At 69.6% G+C, this 18,651-nt stretch carries 19 protein-coding genes; 3 read left to right on the forward strand and 16 right to left on the reverse strand.

From position 1 onward, the window contains the following. Positions 1-37: 37 nt before the first annotated feature. Both ABT034_RS23185 and ABT034_RS23190 read left to right on the forward strand, forming a co-directional pair. The gene (locus ABT034_RS23185; RefSeq protein ID WP_351218141.1) at positions 38-625 is read left to right on the forward strand and encodes an isochorismatase family protein; all 588 of its coding nucleotides are present in this window, start codon (positions 38-40) and stop codon (positions 623-625) included. Positions 626-935: 310 nt separating this feature from the next. Next, positions 936-1,454 (forward strand): GNAT family N-acetyltransferase, encoded by a 519-nt coding sequence (locus ABT034_RS23190; RefSeq protein ID WP_351218142.1) that lies wholly within the window; start codon positions 936-938, stop codon positions 1,452-1,454. 96 nt (positions 1,455-1,550) lie between these two features. Here the strand turns inward: ABT034_RS23190 and ABT034_RS23195 are convergent, their stop codons facing one another. Together ABT034_RS23195 and cuyB are read right to left on the reverse strand one after the other, a co-directional pair. Then, positions 1,551-3,233, reverse strand: a complete 1,683-nt coding sequence (locus ABT034_RS23195; RefSeq protein WP_351218144.1) for a PucR family transcriptional regulator — start codon at positions 3,231-3,233, stop codon at positions 1,551-1,553. 69 nt (positions 3,234-3,302) lie between these two features. Then, positions 3,303-4,046: a cysteate racemase gene (gene cuyB / locus ABT034_RS23200; RefSeq protein ID WP_351218146.1), complete on the reverse strand. Its 744-nt coding sequence runs from the start codon at positions 4,044-4,046 to the stop codon at positions 3,303-3,305. Between the two features lie 277 nt (positions 4,047-4,323). Between cuyB and ABT034_RS23205 the strand changes: the two genes are divergently transcribed. Continuing rightward, positions 4,324-5,670 carry a pyridoxal phosphate-dependent decarboxylase family protein gene (locus tag ABT034_RS23205; protein ID WP_351218148.1) on the forward strand — a complete coding sequence of 449 codons (1,347 nt, stop codon included), beginning with the start codon at positions 4,324-4,326 and terminating at the stop codon, positions 5,668-5,670. 31 nt (positions 5,671-5,701) lie between these two features. On the opposite strand, the gene ABT034_RS23210 is transcribed toward ABT034_RS23205, so the two are convergent. From ABT034_RS23210 to ABT034_RS23275, 14 genes are all read right to left on the reverse strand, one after another. Beyond that, complete coding sequence (locus ABT034_RS23210) at positions 5,702-6,271, reverse strand: adenine phosphoribosyltransferase (RefSeq protein WP_351218150.1); 570 nt, start codon at positions 6,269-6,271, stop codon at positions 5,702-5,704. Positions 6,272-6,327: 56 nt separating this feature from the next. Next, the gene (locus tag ABT034_RS23215) at positions 6,328-7,362 is read right to left on the reverse strand and encodes a leucine-rich repeat domain-containing protein (protein WP_502973026.1); all 1,035 of its coding nucleotides are present in this window, start codon (positions 7,360-7,362) and stop codon (positions 6,328-6,330) included. After that, positions 7,328-8,692, reverse strand: a complete 1,365-nt coding sequence (locus ABT034_RS23220; protein WP_351218154.1) for an MFS transporter — start codon at positions 8,690-8,692, stop codon at positions 7,328-7,330. Before ABT034_RS23220 ends, ABT034_RS23215 begins: the two co-directional genes overlap by 35 nt. A gap of 77 nt (positions 8,693-8,769) precedes the next feature. Continuing rightward, the gene (locus ABT034_RS23225) at positions 8,770-9,600 is read right to left on the reverse strand and encodes a hypothetical protein (RefSeq protein WP_351218156.1); all 831 of its coding nucleotides are present in this window, start codon (positions 9,598-9,600) and stop codon (positions 8,770-8,772) included. Positions 9,601-9,636: 36 nt separating this feature from the next. Then, positions 9,637-10,401, reverse strand: coding sequence for a hypothetical protein (locus ABT034_RS23230; protein WP_351218158.1), 765 nt, complete (start codon positions 10,399-10,401; stop codon positions 9,637-9,639). Between the two features lie 58 nt (positions 10,402-10,459). Next, positions 10,460-11,233 carry an SDR family NAD(P)-dependent oxidoreductase gene (locus ABT034_RS23235; RefSeq protein ID WP_351218160.1) on the reverse strand — a complete coding sequence of 258 codons (774 nt, stop codon included), beginning with the start codon at positions 11,231-11,233 and terminating at the stop codon, positions 10,460-10,462. 1 nt (position 11,234) lies between these two features. After that, positions 11,235-11,813, reverse strand: a complete 579-nt coding sequence (locus tag ABT034_RS23240) for a cupin domain-containing protein (protein ID WP_351218162.1) — start codon at positions 11,811-11,813, stop codon at positions 11,235-11,237. Between the two features lie 37 nt (positions 11,814-11,850). After that, positions 11,851-12,453, reverse strand: coding sequence for a histidine phosphatase family protein (locus tag ABT034_RS23245; protein ID WP_351218164.1), 603 nt, complete (start codon positions 12,451-12,453; stop codon positions 11,851-11,853). Between the two features lie 41 nt (positions 12,454-12,494). Then, complete coding sequence (locus ABT034_RS23250; protein ID WP_351218166.1) at positions 12,495-13,322, reverse strand: hypothetical protein; 828 nt, start codon at positions 13,320-13,322, stop codon at positions 12,495-12,497. A gap of 74 nt (positions 13,323-13,396) precedes the next feature. Beyond that, positions 13,397-14,236, reverse strand: coding sequence for an S-methyl-5'-thioadenosine phosphorylase (locus ABT034_RS23255; protein ID WP_351218168.1), 840 nt, complete (start codon positions 14,234-14,236; stop codon positions 13,397-13,399). 18 nt (positions 14,237-14,254) lie between these two features. Further along, positions 14,255-15,625, reverse strand: a complete 1,371-nt coding sequence (locus ABT034_RS23260) for a cation:proton antiporter (protein WP_351218170.1) — start codon at positions 15,623-15,625, stop codon at positions 14,255-14,257. After that, positions 15,615-16,583: a Gfo/Idh/MocA family protein gene (locus ABT034_RS23265; RefSeq protein ID WP_351218172.1), complete on the reverse strand. Its 969-nt coding sequence runs from the start codon at positions 16,581-16,583 to the stop codon at positions 15,615-15,617. Before ABT034_RS23265 ends, ABT034_RS23260 begins: the two co-directional genes overlap by 11 nt. Then, positions 16,574-17,428, reverse strand: a complete 855-nt coding sequence (locus tag ABT034_RS23270) for an HAD family hydrolase (protein WP_351218174.1) — start codon at positions 17,426-17,428, stop codon at positions 16,574-16,576. The genes ABT034_RS23265 and ABT034_RS23270 overlap by 10 nt, the downstream gene beginning before the upstream one ends. 8 nt (positions 17,429-17,436) lie before the next feature. Further along, entirely contained in the window at positions 17,437-18,651 is a 1,215-nt protein-coding gene (locus ABT034_RS23275; RefSeq protein ID WP_351218296.1) for an MFS transporter, read from the reverse strand.

Below are 18,651 nucleotides of genomic sequence, written 5' to 3' on the forward strand. Positions count from 1 at the left end.
GTGGCGTGCACCGAACGTACGAGGAGACGAGACGACGATGCCGCTGATCGACCGCGACGACTGCGCCCTGGTGATCATCGATGTGCAGACCGATTTCTACCCGCCCAAGCGGCTCGACGTGGACCGGCAGCGGTTCCACGACATGGTGAGGCGCATCGCCTGGATCACGTCCGTCGCCGACCGCCTGGGGATCCCGGTCGTGGTGACCGAGGAGGACCCCGGCACCAGCGGCCACACCGTGCCGGAGATCCGCGAGGTGCTGCCGGCCAAGGCGGTCACCCTGCCGAAGAACGCCTTCGCCGTGTGGGACAACCCCGACATCGCCGCCGCGATCGAGGCCACCGGCCGTACGACCATGATCCTCGTGGGCATCGAGACGGACATCTGTGTGGCCCACTCGGCGATCCAGCTGCACCACGCCGGCAAGCGCGTGGTGGTCGTGGACGACGCCGCCTACTCCCCCGGCCAGGCCCACGACCGCGGCCTGCGGCGCCTGGCCGGCCGGGGCATCGAGACGCTCTCCACCAAGGAGCTGTTCTACGACTGGGTGCGCACCATCCAGGACGCGGACGCCTTCCACGACACCCACGCGGACCTGACGGTCCCGCCGGGCGTCCGCCTCTGACCGGCCCACTCGCGTTTGATTTCGGGGCGTGCTGGAGGCGGGCGCGGCGCTTGACATGTGACGGTGGGCTGCTTTCAGGCCGCGTGCCGAGAGCGGTGCCGCAGGTTTCACAGGCGACCAGCGTGTTCGCCGGACCGGCGCCATCGGCAGCGCCCGGCGTCGGCGTGTTCAACGCCGATCCATCACGAGGACTGTCGTTGTTGTGCTCGCGCCAGCCGCATGACTCGGCCGAGACAATGCCCGGCTCTCTCCGTGTCACCCCCCGCCGCGACCGAACTCAGCGGTGGGCCCAGCCCGATAACATCGCCACATGTCCGACCATGGCCTGGCTCATTCCTGTTCCTGCGCGCCCATGCCGTCCGGCATGCTGATCCGCGAGCTGGATCTGAGCGATGCCGCGGTCGCGTCCGCTGTGCACGCGGTGGGCCTGCGCGCCTATGCCGTCGAGGCCGAACTCATCAACTTCGACGGCATCCCTGCCCTGTCCGAATCCCTACAGGAGATGACGGCCCGGCCCCTGCGCTGGCTGGGCGCGGTGACCGGCGAAGGAACGGTGGCCGCCTTCGTAGCCTGGCAGACCGATACCGGGCAGCTCGTCATTGACATCGACCGTGTCTGCGTGGACCCTGCCTGGTTCCGCCGGGGCCTTGCCTCCCGCCTGCTGAATGACCTGCTGGTCAAGGTGGCTGGCGGAGGTGAAGTGAGAGTGAGCACCGGAGCGGACAACCAGCCCGCCGTGACCCTGTACGAAAGGCTCGGCTTCCAGCGGGGCGACGACTTCGAACCCGTACCGGGCCTGCGCATGGCCCGGTTCGTACTGCACAGCTGATACCGACCCACCCGGCACCACACGTTCCAGAGGACTCGAAGAGCTCCCAGCCCCACTTGTAGGTGGTGGGGTACGCCCTGAGCCTGGCAGCGCACGTCAGTCGGTTGATGAGGGGGGAGCTGTGCCTTGGGCGCGGGCTCCACCGTTGTCGTCCATGGTCATCAGGCGCAGCTGGAGCATTGCGGCAAAGCGGGCGGAGGAGTCCTGCAGGTCGATCTGCCCTACCTCGGCGACCCGGCGGATGCGGTAGCGGAAAGTGTTGGGGTGGACGAACACGCTGGCCGAGGCGGTGATCACGTCTCCGAAGGCGTCCAGCCACGCCCGCAGGGTCTCGACCAGGTGGGCGTTGTGCTTGGCGTCGTACGCCACGAGGCGGGCGAGGGGCCCCGAGAGCTCGTCGCGGTTGGCGACGGCCAGGTCCCGCATCTCGATGAGCAGGGCGTCGACGTACACATCGGCGATGGAGGCGGCTCGTTTTCCTGTCCGGCCGGTGAACAGCACGCGGAGGGCCCGGTCGGCGTTGGCGCGGGAGCGCGGGAGCGCGGCGGGTTCCTCGGCGACCGAGCCGATCCCGATGACGGCGCCGGCCCGTTCGCCGGTGCGGGCAAGGAAGTTCGAGGCCACCTGCAGGGCACGCTCACGGGCGTGGGCGGTGTCGCCCGGCACGGGGAAGAGCGCGTACGCCACGTCGCCGAGCAGCGCCACGGCCGAACGGGGCTGTACAGCCGTGAGGTGGACGGCCAGGGCGGACGCCAGGCGCTGGCGTTCGGCCGTGACGTGGGCGTGGTCCTCGCCCCGCTCGGGAGCGAGACCCATGGCCATGACCAGGGTCGGTTCGTCGACGAGCCCGAGCCGGCCCAGCGCCTCGACCGCCCCGGCCCCGCCTTCCAGGGCGGTCGTGACGAGGTCAGCGCGCAGCCGGTTCTCGGCGTCCGTGCCGGCCCGGAAGCGGAGCATGTGGAGGGCCACGAGCTTCGCCGCCTCCAGGAACGCCTGCTCCCGCTCCGGCGTGAGTGGCTTGCGCAGCGCCGCCCACACGGATCCGAGGAACTCGTCCCCGGCCCGGACGGCCACCGCCACCCGCGGCAGCGCCACCTCGTCGCCGAGGGTCGGCGGGGGAACGTGCACCAGGCCCTCGCTGCGGTACAGCTCCTTGAAGACGCCGTGCTCCTCGTGGTGGCGCAGATAGCGCTCGGGCACCTGGCGGGCCAGGATGCTCTCCACGCGGGGGGCGTCCGCCTCGTCCTGCCGGCCGGAGAAGGCGAGGATGCGGGAGCGGCGGTCCTCGATGGTGACGGGGGCGTCGAGCAGGGTGGCGATGGCGTTGGCCAGGGCGAAGAGGTCCCCGGACGGCACGCCGCCGAGAGTCTGCTCCTCGCCCTCGCGGGCGTCGCCCACGTCGCCCTCGGCGAGCTGGGTGCGCAGCATCGCCGCCAGCTGCGACCAGGAGGCACCACGGGTCAGGGCGAGCAGCGCGACACCGGTCTCGCTCACGACCGGTTCCAGCTCGTCGGCGTCGTCGACGGGGCCGCGGACGACCAGGGCGGTGGCGCCGAGCGCGGCGAGGTACCGGAGCAGCCGGCCGATCTCGTCCGCGCCCTGCACACCGACGCCGAGCACGATGGCGTGTTCCGGATAGTGCTGTTCGTCGTACGGATCGTGGATGCCGACGCCGCCGATCTCCCCGGCGGCGTCGGGGTCGCCGTACAGCAGATCCAGGAGGGTGTGGCCGAAGTCCTCCAGCACCCGGCTGAGGCTCCGGGCGGGGTGCGTCGACATGTGCCTGATCATCTCCGCAGGTTAGGACGTGCACGGCCCTGCGATGTGGTGCGTACGGACGAGGGTACGTCAGCCGGTTCGTACCGTGGGACGAACGACATCGGCGGGCTGCCACAGGCGGGCGACGGCGGCTTCGGCGAGGGCGTCGGTCGAATCGACCAGCGGGAGCACGCGAGCAGCCGCCTCGCTGATCAGCGGGATCTCCGTACAGGCGGCGATCACCGCCTGGGCACCCTGTTCCTTGAGGCTCTCGGCAGCGGCGGCGATCCAGCGCTCGGGCCCGGCGAGCTCCGCACCGCCCTTGACCGCCTGGATGGCGGCGTCCACGTACCGCTCCTGCACTGAAACGGGCACCTGCACCACGTCGAGCCCGAGCCGGGCGCCGGCCCGCTCGTACAGCCCGGTCAGCCGCGTCCCCCGGGTCGCGAGGACCCCCACCCGCTCAAGCCCGGGCCTCCGGCGCGCCGCCGCCTCGAGCGCGGCCTTGATCATGTCGAGGACCTCGACGCCGGTCGCCTTGGACAGCTGCTCGACGTAGGCGTGCGCGGTGTTGCAGGGAACGGCGATGCAGCTCACTCCCGCGCGCTGGAGCCAGCGGGCACCCTCCACGAGGGCGGGGACGGGGGACGGCCCGCTTCCGAGCAGCGCCGCGGTCCGGTCGGGGACGCCGGGGTCGGCCCACATGACGACGGGCACATGCGCCTGGTCGGAGCCGGCCGGGGTGCGCTCGACGACCCGGCGGTAGAAGTCGGCCGTGGCAAGCGGTCCCATCCCGCCGAGGATGCCGAGGGTCGGGCGGGTGGCGTGACGCATGCGGGGCAGCCTTTCGATCGTTCCCGCCGTCGTCCGCGGGGCCTCCCGTGATCGTGGTCCCGCAAGCGGCGCGGAATGTTGGTCGCCCGCTCCAAGAGCTCTCGCCCCGATTGGTACGGGTGCACCGCGACGGACCTCTCCCGCAGCGCGATTCGGCCACCCGGACGAAACGAACGGCCCAGAGCTGTGACACAGACCGAACTCCTCGGCACAGGCTCCGGATTCACTGACGACCGGCCCCGTCACGGCCTGATGATCGTCAACGCGAAGGTCCACCATGCACTCGTACGACCCTGCCCTCACCGACCTCGTCGTCGCCGCGCTGCGCGACCGCCTCCTGAACCGGCCCACGCTCAACCACCCGGGCGGAGGCGACAAACTCGACAGGGTTCTGGCAGGGCTGATCGGGCCGGAGGGCAACGATCCGGCGGAGGTCCTGCGGCTGTGGACCGAGCAGCTGGCGCCCACCGCGATCGCGGTCGACAGCCCCCGCTTCCTGTCCTTCGTCCCCGCCGCCCCCACCCAGGCTGCCGCCCTCTTCGACATGCTCGTCTCCTGCTCGTCGATCCAGGGCGTCTCGTGGCTCCTCGCCTCCGGTCCCATCGCCGCCGAGAACCAGGTCCTGCGCCTGCTCGCGGACCTCGCCGGAATGCCTGCCGACGCGGGCGGCTGCTTCGTCTCGGGCGGTTCGGCCGGGAACCTTTCCGCCTTGGTCACCGCGCGCGACACGGCCCGGCGCCGGCGGGGCCTCGGCCCGTACGACCGCGTCCGGTTCGCCGTGTCCGACCAGGCCCACTCGTCCATCGGCAACACCCTGCGCATCATCGGCGTCGAGCCCTTCACGGTGCCGACCGAGGACCACCGCCTGACCGGCTCCGCCCTGCGCGCCGCCCTCCGTGCCGACGCGGATCCGTCCGACATCATCGGGGTGGCGGCCACCGCCGGCACGACCAACGCCGGAATCATCGACGACCTGGCCGGTACGGCCTCCGTGGCGCGGGACTTCGACCTGTGGCTCCACGTCGACGGCGCGTACGGCGGCGCCGGCCTCCTGGCGCCGAGCGTCCGGGACCGCTACCGGGGCATCGAGCACGCCGACTCCCTCGTCATCGACCCCCACAAATGGCTCTTCGCCCCCTTCGACTGCGCCGCCCTCCTCTACCGCGACCCGCGCCTGGCCAGGGCGGCCCACACCCAGGACGCCTCCTACCTCGACGCCCTGCACACCGACGACGACAACCAGTGGAACCCGAGCGACTACGCCCACCACCTCAGCCGCCGCGCCCGCGGCCTCCCCCTGTGGTTCTCCCTCGCCGTCCACGGAACCCGCGCCTACGGCGAGGCCATCGAACAGGCCATCACCCTGGCCCGCGACACCGCCACGCTCATCCGGAACACCCCCTACCTCGAACTCGTCAGGGAACCCGAGCTGTCCGCCGTGCTGTTCCGCCGGATCAACTGGACCGCCGAGGACTACACGGAATGGTCCGCCCGCCTCCTCGCCGGCGGGACCGCCTTCGTCGCACCCACCGGCTGGGAGGACGAGACCGTCGCCCGCTTCGCCTTCCTGCACCCGGAGACGACTCCGGAGCTGGTCGAGGAGATCGTGAGAACCATGGCCTGAGACCGCCCGACGACGCTGCCCGCCACCCAGCTCAGACCGCGACAACCGCTTCGAGCGGCGTTTCGTCGAGCAGCGGCTGGAGGCTTTTGCGGCCTTCCAGGAAGCCCAGTTCCATCAGGACGCCGACGGCGACGACTTCCGCGCCGGCGTCGCGGATCAGTCGGATCGATGCCGCCAAGGTACCGCCCGTGGCCAGAACGTCGTCGATGACGAGGACCCGGCTGCCGGGTGCGAAGGCGTCACACTGCACCTCGACCACGGCGTTGCCGTATTCCAGTTCGTACGACTGCGCCAACGTCGGTCCCGGAAGTTTTCCCGCCTTGCGTACCGGAACGAATCCCACTCCGGCCCTCAGGGCGACCGGTGCGGCCAGGATGAATCCCCGGGCTTCCAGACCAGCCACCACGGTGGCCCCGTGGAGTACGGCGAGATCCGCGAGCTTGTCGACAAGGCGCGAGAAGGTTTCGGCATTGGCTAGCAGCGGGGTAATGTCCTTGAACGTCACGCCCTGTCGGGGGAAGTCGGGAACATCGCGTATGAGGCCGAGAAGTTGTTCTCGCAGGGAGAGCGTCTCTTCAGCCGTCGTGCCGGGCGATTCCACGAACGGATTCCTTTCTTGCCGGGATGCGATAACAGCGAACTCGGTAGACACGCCGGTCACGTCAGGACCGCGCATCCCCTCTGCTCGAGGGTGGAGATCCATTCGGGCAGTGGATCGATGAGGTTCCACCGCAGATCGAGCTTCTCCAGGCTGGGCAGGTCGGCCAAAGCGGCCGGAAGTTCTTCCAGACCGTTGTTCCGCAGATCCAGGTGGGTCAGCCGGTCGAGGTTCCCGATCGAATCCGGCAGCCTGCGTACCTCGTTGTTCCGCAGATCGAGGATCCGCAGTCGGGACAGCCGGCCGATCGACTCGGGCAGCGCCGTCACCCGGTTGTCCATCAGGCGCAGCTCGCGCAGATCACCGATGTCGCCCACCTCGTCCGGGAGGCTGGTCAGTTCGTTGCCCATGAGGTGCGCCTCCCTCAGGTCGCGGAGACCGCCGATCGACCGGGGCAGCTCGGCCAAACGGTTGTTGTAGAGGCGCAGTTCGCGCAGGGAGACGAGGTCTCCGAACCGTTCCGGGAGCGAGGTCAGGAGGTTGTCGGTGATGTTCAGGTAGCGAAGACGGGTCAGACGGCACAGCGAGTCCGGGACCGACGCGAGTCTGTTGTTGCTCAGGTAGAGGTACTGCGTGAGGCCTGCCAGGTCGCCCAGGGACTGGGGGAGCTCGGTCAGTTCGTTGTGGCCCAGGTCGAGTGTGTGCAGGTGGCGCAGTTCGCCGAGCTCGGGAGGGACCGCTGAGAGACGGTTGTCGGCGAGGTTGAGAACGCGCATCTCGCGGAGCTTCCCGAGCTCGGAGGGCACATCCGAGAGGGCGTTCTTGTACAGGCTCAGCACCTCGAGCCCCGTGCAGGCGAGGACGGCGTCCGGGAATCTGCTGAACCTGTTCCCGTCCAGACGCAGCTCGGCGAGCCGGTGGAGGCTCCCCAGATCCGCGGGCAGCTCGTCGAAGTGATTGAAGGAGAGGTCGAGCCTTGAGAGGCTTTCCATGTCCGTCAGCACTTCGGGAATCGAATTGATCTTTTTCCCGCACAGGGAAAGAGATAAGACATCACTGTCATGGGCCACGAAGACCACCCTTCGGATGGGCATTCGAAGTTCCGATCCGGGGCAGGAGTGCGTAACCAGCCGCAGCCGCGAATGCCGCCAGGCAACCGAGTAGAAGGAAACCCTTCACGAATTGCTGATCCGGCAACGACGAACGCAGAACGAGAACAAGGATTGCAAGGCCGACGCTGCCACCGAAATACTGTACCATCGTGATCAAACCCGATCCCACGCCCTGTTGTTGCTCGGGAATCGATCCGGTGCCCAGCGCGAAGGTCGCGGTGTACGCGATTCCCTGTCCCATACCGCTCACGAGCAGGGCCGGCAGGATCGCCCACGCGTAGGGGATGTCCGCGGGCGCCGCCATCAGTACGAACAGCCCCACCCCTCCCCCGGCGAACCCGACGGCAAGGGTGTGCCGCTCGCCCAGGCGTTTGATCAGGCGCCCCGTGACCGCACTGCCGACGGGAGCCGCGACAGCCAGCGGAACGAAGGCCAGGCCCGCGGCGAACGGCGTGTAGCTCTTGTCCTCCTGAAGCAACAAGGTCAGCAGGTAGAACTCCGCCCCGAAGCTCCCCATGAACAGGGCCGCCAGGAGGGCGGCGGTCGAGAAACGGCGGTTGCGGAGCAGGTTCGGCGGGATCAGCTTCACGTCGGCGCGCCGTTCGCGGTGCACCAGGAACGCGATGCACACCCCTGCGAGCAGGAGCGGCACGACGAAGCCGGCATCCAGTGGGCCGCCCTCGGAGGCACGGGTCATGCCGGTGGCGAGGAACAGGACACCGAGCGTCACCAGGACCGCCCCGGCCCAGCCGACCGGTCCCCGCGCCACCGCCGCGGCGCGGTCGCCCCGGAGGGCGAAGTGGGCCAGCACCAGCGCGAACAGGGCCAGGGGGACGACGGCCCAGAACACCCAGCGCCAGGAGGCGGCATCGGTGACGACTCCCCCGCCGAGGACTCCCACCGTGAGTCCCGAGGCCCCGGTGGTGCTCCAGACCGTGAGTGCTCGCGTCCGCCCCCGCCCTGGTGGGAAGGTGCTGGTCAGCAGGGCCAGGGTCGACGGGGCGAGCGCCGCCGCCCCCAGGCCTTGCACTCCTCGCGCCGCGAGAAGCTGGGCGGCGTTGCCGGCCAGTCCTGCCCCGAGCGAAGACACCGCGATCACCCACAGCGCGCCGATCAGCATGCGCCGCGCTCCGAACAGGTCCACGAGACGGCCGCACACGAGGAGGAACCCCGCGAAGGGGACCGCGTAGGCACTGACGACCCAGGCCAACGTGGCGGAACCGAAGCCGAGTTCCTCGTCTATGGAGGGCAGCGCCACGTACACGACGGAGTAGTCCAGGGCGATGAGCAGCTGCGCGGTTCCCAGGACCACGAGAGCACCCGCCCCAGCGGACGCCGTGGCGCCCGCCGGGGCCGATGGTGGTCCCAGGTGCTCGGTTCTGCTCACCATCAGCCCTTCGGGATGCCCAACGTGTCCGCGCCACGCTGGTACTTGGATTCCAGGACGGACTCGATGCCGAAGCGCTCCCGGAGCGAAGCGGTCAGCGTCTCGATGAGCTGGATGAGTCGCGGATCACGCGCGACCTCGTCCTCGAGGTGCGGGTAGACCGGCAGTTCGATCTCACTGTACGTCTTTCGCACCCGCTGGTCCTCGGGCAGTCGCAGGTCGTAGACCGTGACCCTGTCCATCGAGCAGCGCAGGGCGTCCCGCTTGTCCAGCCAGACGAAGAAGGGGTGGCGGTACTGCTCCAGACCGATGGCCGGGGCCAGGTCGTCACCCGTCACGCCGAACTTCTCGCGCAGATGGACACCGGGGTGCTCGATGTCCGTGCGGGCGAGCAGCCGCTTGACGGCCGCCACGGCCTCCGGGGACGAGGGGGCCCGCTGGATGTTGGCCTTGTCCTCGCCCTCGAAGACGTACCGGTGGTCCCGCCGTACGGCGTTCTCGTCCTCGGACAGCTTGAACGCGCAGAAGGCATGGGTCTTGATGTTGCACGTGGTGCGCAGGACGGCGCCGGCCTTCAGCAGGCGGTAGTCCTCGGTGTCGTAGTAGATGCCGGTGTTGAGCCTGGGCTCGGTGCGGGCGTAGCTCTTCTCCGCGATCTCCGCACCCGGTACCAGGTCACCGATCCGGACGTGCATGTCGTCGAGCCAGGCGTAGTAGTCCTCGTCGGAGGTGTCGTCCGAGAAGGCGAGCTTGACACCCAGTTGGTTGAAGACCGCGAAGTCTCCGGTCCGGCTGTAGATGGGCTCTTCCGTGGGGATCTGGGGCGTGGGCATGGGACTCCTGCCGGTAGGGGGGAACAGGGGGATGGCTCAGCAGTGGTCGAGGACGATGCGGAGCTTGTCGGCCAGCTCCTCGGTGGAGAACATCTGGTTCTCCGTGGGGTCGTACTTGACGGAGTTGCTGAAGACGCTCGCGTAGTTCTTCTGCCTGGGTCCGCGCAGCACCAGGGTGCAGGTCAGGTCCTCGCGCGGCATGATCACCCGGTGGATCTGGTCGAACGTGAGGTCGTAGGACGTGCCGGCCTCGACGCGGGGACGATCCGTGGCGAGGAGCGGCGAGTCGCCCACGTTGACGTAGAAGTTCCCCACGGTGGCGACGCTGTTGAGCTTCTCGGGGATGTACTGGTACTCCCCGAAGAGGGTTCCGGTCGCGTCCCGTACGAAGTTCTGCGAGGTCAGGGTGCCGGCGACGACATGGGACCAGAAGCTGAAGCGGTGGTCGTGGATCTGTTCGTCCTCAGCCTCGGCGTCGGAGTAGGGCGGGTTCCACAGATGGAGGGTCAGCCGGTAGCCGAGCTGGGTGCCGGAGTCCACCAGGACGATCTTGTCGAAGTGGTTGGTGTGCGGGTACGAGCGCTGCGCGATGGAGGTGAGCAGCTTCTCGTCGGCGAGTACTTCGCCCAGCAGGGCGGAGATGTTCTCGCGCGAACCCAGGGCGTGGACGAGTTCGAGGTTGGAGCGCACGGTGGTCTCGCTGCGGTCGACCGGCAGGGACGCGAGCTGTCGGCAGACCTCTTCGTAGGTGGGCGGCGGCCCCGTCCGTACCGAGGATCCGGGCATGCTGAGCGTGGTCATGTGATGCGGCTCCTTGCTGCTAGTTACGGGAAAGCCGGTGGCGGCAGGGTGCTTCCGGCTACCAGGTGGGCGCGGAGGAGACTCCGCCGTCCACGACGAGGTCGTGGCCGGTGATCCAGGACGCGAGCGGGGAGGCGAGGAAGACACAGGCGTCGGCGACGTCCTGCGCCGTGCCGAGCCGTCCCAGCGGTGCGGCGCTCTTCCACCGCTGGACCCCTTCGGGCCATTCCTCCTGGAGCCCCGGCCGGTCGATCAGTCCGGGTGAGACGGTGTTCACGCGGATCCCCAGGCGCCCGTACTCGAGCGCCGCGGAACGGGCGTGCATGATGAGGGCGGCCTTGGAGGCGCAGTAGTGCGCGTGGCCGAGGGCCGGTTGGCGTCCCTCGATGGAGGCGATGTGGGTGATGGTGCCGCCTCCGCGGGCGGCCAGAGCGGGAACCGCCGCCTGGGTGCAGGTGAAGGCGCCCGCGAGATTGGTGTCCAACACCCGCCGCCACTCGGCGGTGGTCATCTCGGCCAGTTCCCGCACCGGCTGGACGCCGGCGCAGTTGACGAGTCCGGTGAGGCCTCCGGACCACGCGGCGCCGTCCGTCATCAGACGGTGACAGGCGGCTTCGTCGGTGAGGTCCGCGGACAGGGCGAGGGCCCGGCCACCCTGGGCCGTCAGCTCGGCGGCGAGCTGTTCGGCCCGGTCCTTTCCGTCGTGTCCGTGGACGACCACGGCCGCGCCGGTCTGTGCGAAGCGCCGGGCGATGGCGCTGCCGATGCCGCCGCTGGCGCCGGTGACGAGGACGGTGTGCCCCGTCAGGTCGGGCAGGCCCGAGCCGTCCACCTCAGGTCGCCGGGGACGTTGTCGCGGACGTGGGGGCGGGCCGGTCGATCCCGCCTTCGGTCCCGGCCGGGTGGCGCAGGGGGACTCCGGGTCGGCAGAGCGCCTCGATGAGACCGGCCGCCTCGGGGTAGCGGGCGCTGAGTTCCCGGGTGTCGCCGCCCTCGTAGTCCTCGGAGCTGAACCCGGGTGCCATGGTGCAGCCGAAGAGCGCCCACTGGCCTCCGGACACGACCCGTCCGCCCATCCACGTACCGGCGGGGACCGTGTACTGGACGTGCTGGCCCCCCAGTACGTCCGGACCGAGCACGACGACGCGGCTGCCGCCGTCCGGTTCGAGCAGCACCAGTTCGACCGGGTCGCCCAGGTAGAAGTGCCAGACCTCGTCGGTGGGGAGCCGGTGCATCGCCGAGAACTGGTTGTCCTCGGGCGAGAGGAGAACGATGATCGACGAGCCGGTGGGACGTCCGTCGGGACGCGGCGGACCTGCCCAGGTGCGGGTGAACAGGCCCCCCTCCAGCGGCATGGGCCGAAGGCCGTAGAGGGCGGTGAGGTCCTCGACCGTGGGCCGGGGTGCGTGCATGGCTTCCTTTCCGGGTGCCGGACGGCGGGTGCGGGCGTCAGGTGGTGCGGAGCTCGGGCGGCAGATGGTCCCAGAGGTTCACGTGCACCACCCTCCATCGGCCGTTGGTCCACTCGATCGCGTTGATGCCGCAGTTGTAGAGCTTGAGGCAGAAGGCGTCGGACTCCGCGATCGTGCGGATGACCGTCTTGATCAGCCCGCCGTGGGTCACCGCGAGCACCGGCTGCCCCGTCTCCTCGGCCCGTCGGGTCAGTTCTCCCAGAGCGGTCCGAGCCTGGGCACGGAAGTCGAGGTAGCGCTCGGAGAGCGGGTCCTCGGGCCACGGGGCGAACGGCGCTTGGGCCTTGGGGAGTTCGGACACGACGTGGAACGTGGCCTCCGTCAGCGACGGCTGCGTGTCCACGGGCAGGCCGAGGGCCTCGCCGAGGTACCCGGCCGTCTCACGGGCCCGCTGCAGCGGGCTGGTCACCACGCTGCCGACCGTCAGCCGGGTGGTGCCGTCGAGGACGGCTCCTGAGGTGAACCACTTCCCCAGGTGCTTGGCCTGGTCGTGCCCGAGCGGGCTGAGACGGGTGTCCCAGTCCTGGTTGGGGCTGACCTGCCACTGCGACTGGCCGTGGCGTACGAGATAGATCTTCACGGGCTGTCCTCCACGGCCGGCTTCCACTCTTCCTTCCGGATTCAGCGGCCGCCCATGCCCAGGGCCGTCGCCGAACGCTGGTACTTGATGTCAGAGGTGACCTTGGTGTCGAATCGCGCGCACAGGTCCTCCGAGAGCACGTTGAACAGCTCGACCACGCGGGGGTCCTGGGCGATCTCCGGCTCGATGCGCGGGTAGATGGCCAGTTCGACCTCCGAGACGGGCTTCTCCTCCCGCTCGGCCTCGGGCAGCCGCAGGTTGGACACGGTGGCCCGGTCGATGCTGCAGCGCAGCGCGTCCCGCTTGTCCAGCCAGACGAAGAAGGTGTAGCGCAGATCGTCGAGCTTGACCGTCGGGATCAGCTCGGTGCGCGGGATCCCGTACGTCTCCTCGAGGTGCCGGCCCGGGTGCTGGATGTCCGTACGGGCGAGGAGCCGCTGGACGACCGCGACCGCTTCCGGGGAGTCCGGGGCGGCCTGGATGGTCGCCTTCTCCTCGCCGTCGAAGACGTAGCGGTGGTCACGGCGTACGTGGTTCTCGTCCTGGGCCGCCTTGAAGGCGCAGAAGGCGTGCGTGATCTTGTTGCAGGAGGTGCGCAGCAGCGCACCGGTGTGCAGGATCCGGTAGTCCTCGGTGTCGTAGTAGATCGCCGTGTTCAGGGGAGGCGCCTGGCGGGCGTTCTCCTTCTCCACGATCTGTGCGCCCGGGACGCGGTCGCCGATGGTGGCGATCATGTCGTCGAGCCACTTGTAGTAGTCCTCGTTGCTGACCGTGTCCATCTCGATCTTCAGGGCGAGCTGGTTGAAGACCACGGAGTCGCCGCTGCGGCTGTAGACGGTCTCGTTCTGGGGCATCTTGGGGCTGATCATGCGGATGTGTGTCCTTTCGGCAGGGTGGCCGGCCGCGGCCGGGGGTTCGGTGGTCAGGGCGTGGAAGCGGGGTGTCAGGGCAGTTCGATCCCGGTGTCGACGCCGTCGAGGACGCGGCTGCACAGGCAGTCCCGCTCGACGGGCAGCGCCTTGAGGGCGTTGGCGAGGACGGGGCGCAGACGGTCGATGTTCTGGCCGAACACCTTGAGGACGTCCTCGTGGGTGACGCCCTCGCCGACTTCGACGCCCGCGTCATGGTCGGTGACGAGCGCGACGGACGTGTAGCAGAGGCCGATCTCCCTCGCGAGCGCCGCCTCCGGGAACCCGGTCATGCCGACGACCGACCATCCCTGGGCGGAGTACCAGCGGGACTCGGCGCGGGTCGAGAACCGGGGCCCCTGGATGACGACCAGGGTTCCACCGTCCTGAGCCCCCTCCCAGCCCGCCTCGCCGGCGGCGCCCAGCACGGCGGCGCGGCCCGTGGGGCAGTACGGGTCGGCCGTGGGGGTGTGCACGACCAGCGGGATCTGTCCGTCCGGGCGCTGGTGCCCGTCGAAGAAGGTCTGGTCACGGCCGTAGGTCCGGTCCACGAACTGGTCCGGCACGACGAGCGTGCCGGGGCCCAGCTCCCGGCGGAGACTGCCGACCGCGCAGGGGGCGATGATCTGGCGGACGCCGACCGATCGCAGGGCCCACAGGTTGGCGCGGTAGTTGATCCCGTGCGGCGGCGTCGAGTGCTGTCGGCCGTGGCGCGGCAGGAATGCCACCTTCCGTCCGGCGAGCTCTCCGACCATGAGGGAGTCGCTGGGCTCTCCGTACGGGGTGTCGACGGTCACCTCGGTGATGTCGTCGAGGAAGGAGTAGAAGCCGGATCCGCCGATCACACCGATCTCGACGTCGGACAGCTGGGTCATGTGGTGCCTTTCTCGTGGCTACTGGCTCGTGCTGCGAGCGGTCGCGTGGGGTGATTCGTGAGGCTCGTGTTCGTGCTCGTCCACCGGCTGCCCGGGGGCGGGGGGCATGAGCGGCTTGCCGTGCGCGACGATCCGGCCCAGCCAGTAGCCGGCCATCTGCGAGGAGATGATCGACAGCAGGACCAGTGAGGTGAAGAAGCTCTCGTTGATGACGTGGGCGCCGAAGGCGACCGACGCGAGCACGATGCCGGGACCGCCGCGTGCGTTCATCGCGACGGCGAGATTGGTCGCCGCCGGGTGGGACTCCCCCGCCGCCCGGGCTCCGAGCCATACGCTGAAGGACTTGACCAGGCAGGCGAGTACGAAGAACCAGAGGAAGAACAGCGGGTCGAAGTGCCGGACCAGGTCGAGCTTGACGCCGACGATGGCGAAGTAGATGGGGACGAACAGGCCCATCGAGACGTGGCGCAGTGTCTCCTGGGACGCTACGACCTTGTCCCCCGTGGCGCCTGCGGTGCACATGCCGGCGACCAGGGCACCGAAGATCGGATCGATGCCGAGGCCGGTGCAGGCGGCGCACAGCAGGAACACCACGACCAGCCGGAACGCCAGCGGGCTGCGCTGCTCCAGGACGTTGATCCGGGACCTCGTCAGTCCGCTGAAGGACCGCGGGCCGAGCCACAGCAGCAGACCGAGGAAGATCAGCGGTACGGCGGTGAAGTAGACGACGGCCAGCGGCAGGGAGTCCACGGCGAGCAGCGCCCACAGTCCGAAGCCGTCGCCGTCGTCGGCCTGGGCCACGCCCAGGACGATGGCCAGGATGACGTAGAGGAGGACGTCCTCGATCACGGCCACGGCGAGTACGATCCGCGCGAACAGCGACTGGAGGATGCCCAGGTCCATCATGATGCGGGAGATGACGGGCACGCTGGTGACCGCCACGGCCATGCCGAAGATGAGGGCGAGGGTCGTGGGCGAGCCGTTCGGGCCGATGAGCTCGTCCGTGTCCGCGGCGGAGGCGATGGCCAGGCCGAATCCGAAGGGCAGGACGAGTCCGGAGACGGTGACGAACCCGATGGTGCGCTGCCCCTTGTTGTGGCGGCGCGCCCGCAGTTCGGTGCCTGTCAGGTAGACGAGCAGCAGCAGACCGATCTGGTAGAAGGCACCCAGCACGTGTCCGGTGGCCCCGTCGGTCGGGAGCAGCCAGCGCTGGGCGTCCGGGGCGAGCTCGCCCAGGACGGTCGGGCCGAGCAGGAGCCCTCCCAGGATCTCCCCGATGACCTGGGGCTGGCGCATGCGTGCGAACAGGTATCCACCCAGGTGCGCCGCGACGAGGAGGACGCTGAGCGCGAGCAGGACGTGGGCGACCTCGGCGGTCTCAAGAGACACGGCCTTCCCACCTTTCCGTTCCGCCGGCTTTCAGCGCCGCGTCCACCAGCGCCAGGGCGGCGAGTCCGTCGTCGAAGCCGGGCTCCGGGCGAATGCCGGTGTCCAGATGATCGACGAGGCGGCGGTACGGGTTCATGGAGTGCGCCCCGAAGAGCTGCTGCGCGTCGCGCGCCCCCGTGGAGAGGGTGAACAGTCCGGATCCGTCCGCGGTGTCCACCCTGACGCGGATGACGCCGAGGGATCCGTGAGCGGTGACGAAGAGTTGCGGCCGGGTCCCGCCCGTCCGCGACACCATGACCCGGGCCCGGGTCGGATGGCCGATGGTGCGCAGTTCGGCCTGGGCGAAGTCGTCGACGGCTCCGGGCTCCGCGTCATGGCCGGGCATCCAGGCGGACGACACCTCCCAGAGGCCCGTCCTGGTCAGCCATGGCACCAGGTCGAAGGCGTGCGTGCCCAGTTCGGTGAGGACGTCGTCGCCGGCGGACCGCGTGTGGACGTCGTCGTGGAGATCGATGTCGAGGGCGAGGAGCCGGCCGATGGCGCCGTCGGCGAGGGCCTGCCTGGTGTGCCGCAGGGCGGGGTTCTCCCGCAGGTGGAAGGACACGACGGTACGGGCGTCCCGGGCGTACGCCAGTTCGGCCAGTTCCAGTGCGGATTGCCGGCTGGCGGCCAGCGGAGCTTCGCACATGACGAGGAGTCCTCGGTCCAGCGCCTCGGACACGAGTTCGTGGCGGCTGTGCGTCGGGGTGGTGATGGCCACGGCGTCGATCCGGCCGTGGCGTATCAGGGACAGGGCGTCCGTCGTCACTTCGGCGTGCGGGTGGTACGTACGGACCACTTCGGTGGCCGCCTCGGTGTCCTGGGAGCAGGCCACCGCCGTGACGGAGAACTCGGGGCACTGGGCGATCCACCGCGCGTGAACACTGCCCCGCTTGGTACCGACAATTGCTATTTCCACGGGGTTTCCTCTTCTCGGCGTGCCAGCGGCCGGGGGGCGCCTGTGCGCGTCGGTAGGACGGGGTTCCGCTGTTCCAGCAGGCGCTCCAGCCAACGGGCGACACCGTCCTCGTCGTTGGAGAAGGTCGTCTCGTTCGCCGCGGCACGTACGTCCGGATGGGCGTTGGACATGGCCACGGACCAGCCCGCCCAATGGAGCATGGGCAGGTCGTTCGGCATGTCGCCGAAAGCGACGACCTGTTCGGCGGACATGCCCAGCTGGGTGGACAGCAGGTCCAGGGTCATGGCTTTGGTGACGCCGCTGCGGGTGATCTCGCAGAAGGCAGGAGTGGACACCGTCACCGTGCACCGGCCGTGCAGGGCGTCGGCCGCGGCCAGGTAGTAGTCGTAGGCCGATCCTCCGGTCTGGACGATGAGCTTCCCCAGGCCGCGCTCGTCGAGTTCCTCCTCCAGCGACCGGACGCGGCGGGCTTCCTTGCTGAGAGCGGGATCGAGGTCGAATCCGTCTTCCAGGAGCAGGTCCGGCCACCGCTCGCAGCCCAGCAGCACACCGGGGAACCGGTGCCGGAGCGCCGCGATCACCTCGGCGGCGGCGGCCTGCGGCATGGGGTGGTAGTTCACGACGGTTTCGCTGGCGTAGTCGTAGGAGATGGCCCCGTTGCTGCACACCGCGATGGCCATGTGTCCGAGGGCGTTCGCGATGGGCCGTACGTCACGGACGGGTCGTGCGCTGGCCATCACGAAGGTGTGGCCCGCCTTCTGCACCGCCTGTACCGCGGCCCGGGTGCGCACGGAGATCCCGCCTGTGGAGTCGAGCAGCGTGCCGTCGAGGTCGGACACGATCATCAGGGGCTTCACAGTGATGTCGTCTCCCTGCTCTGGGGCACACGGCCGAGGGGGCCTCCCGCGCCGCGCCGGAACAGCACGGCCGTCGCGTACGCCAGGGATCCGGCCGCGCCGATGGCCAGGAAGGAGGCCCAGATCCCGATGTGCTGTTCCGCCGCACCGGCGGCCGAGGTTCCCAGGGCGTTGCCCGTGAGGACGGCGGTCACCATCCAGGCGAACGCCTCGGTGGCGGTGCCCGGGGGCGCGACCTCACCGATGATCGAGAACCCGCACGTCAGCACCGGGGCCAGGAAGAGGCCGGCACAGAAGACGAGCACGCCGACGATGACCGGATGCGGGACCAGGAACAGCGGCAGGTAGGACAGGAACATGCCGAGCAGCAGGAGAGTCAGCTGGCGTGACGAGTCGGCCCGCCACTGGCGTGCTCCGTAGTAGAGGCCGCCGATGAGTGCGCCGGCCGCGTTGACGCCCAGCAGGATGCCGGACAGGCCTTCGCTGCCGACGTGCTCCTGGTAGGCGACGGTCGCGATGTTGAGCGCTCCCAGGCTCACGCCGACGAACGCGAGGCTCACCAGCAGTTGCCGCAGCCGGGCGGAGCGCAGGGGGCCGGCCCAGTCCGGTGTGCGGGGTTCGGCCCTCCAGCGCCGCACGGGCGGGGGAACGATGTAGGCGAGGGTGCCGGCGATCATCGCGACGGTGGTGACGACGAGCGCGACGGACGGATCGGCGACGGAGGTCAGCAGGACCACCAGGAGGGGCCCGGTGACGAAGACGACTTCCTGCAGCGAGGCGTCGAGCGCGTAGGCGGCGCCGATGGCCCGCTGGTCCTTGAGGACACTGGGCCACATCGTTCGCAGGCAGGGTTCCAGAGGGGGTGAGAACAGTCCGGCGACGACGACGGCTGCCGCGGCGGTGCTCACGCTGCTGTCGCCGAACCGCACCAACGCCAGGAAGCCCGCACCCGAGACGAGCGCGCTGACGGACAGGACGCCGACCTGACCGAAGCGGTCCACACCCCGGCCCAGGAGCGGGCCGCCCGCGGCCATGGACAGGCCGTAGAGCGCGGTGACGGTTCCGACCGTGCCGAAGCCCAGGCCCTGGGAGCGCAGGAACAGCGCGATGGCCAAGGGGGCCATGCCGTTGGGGAGACGGCCGAGGAGGTTGGAGGCGAACAGGTACTTGGCGTGCTGTGAGCCGAGGCAGTCCCGGTAGGCGGACAACAT

The sequence above is a fragment of the Streptomyces sp. NPDC002773 genome (assembly GCF_040295605.1).
Lineage (GTDB): Bacteria > Actinomycetota > Actinomycetes > Streptomycetales > Streptomycetaceae > Streptomyces.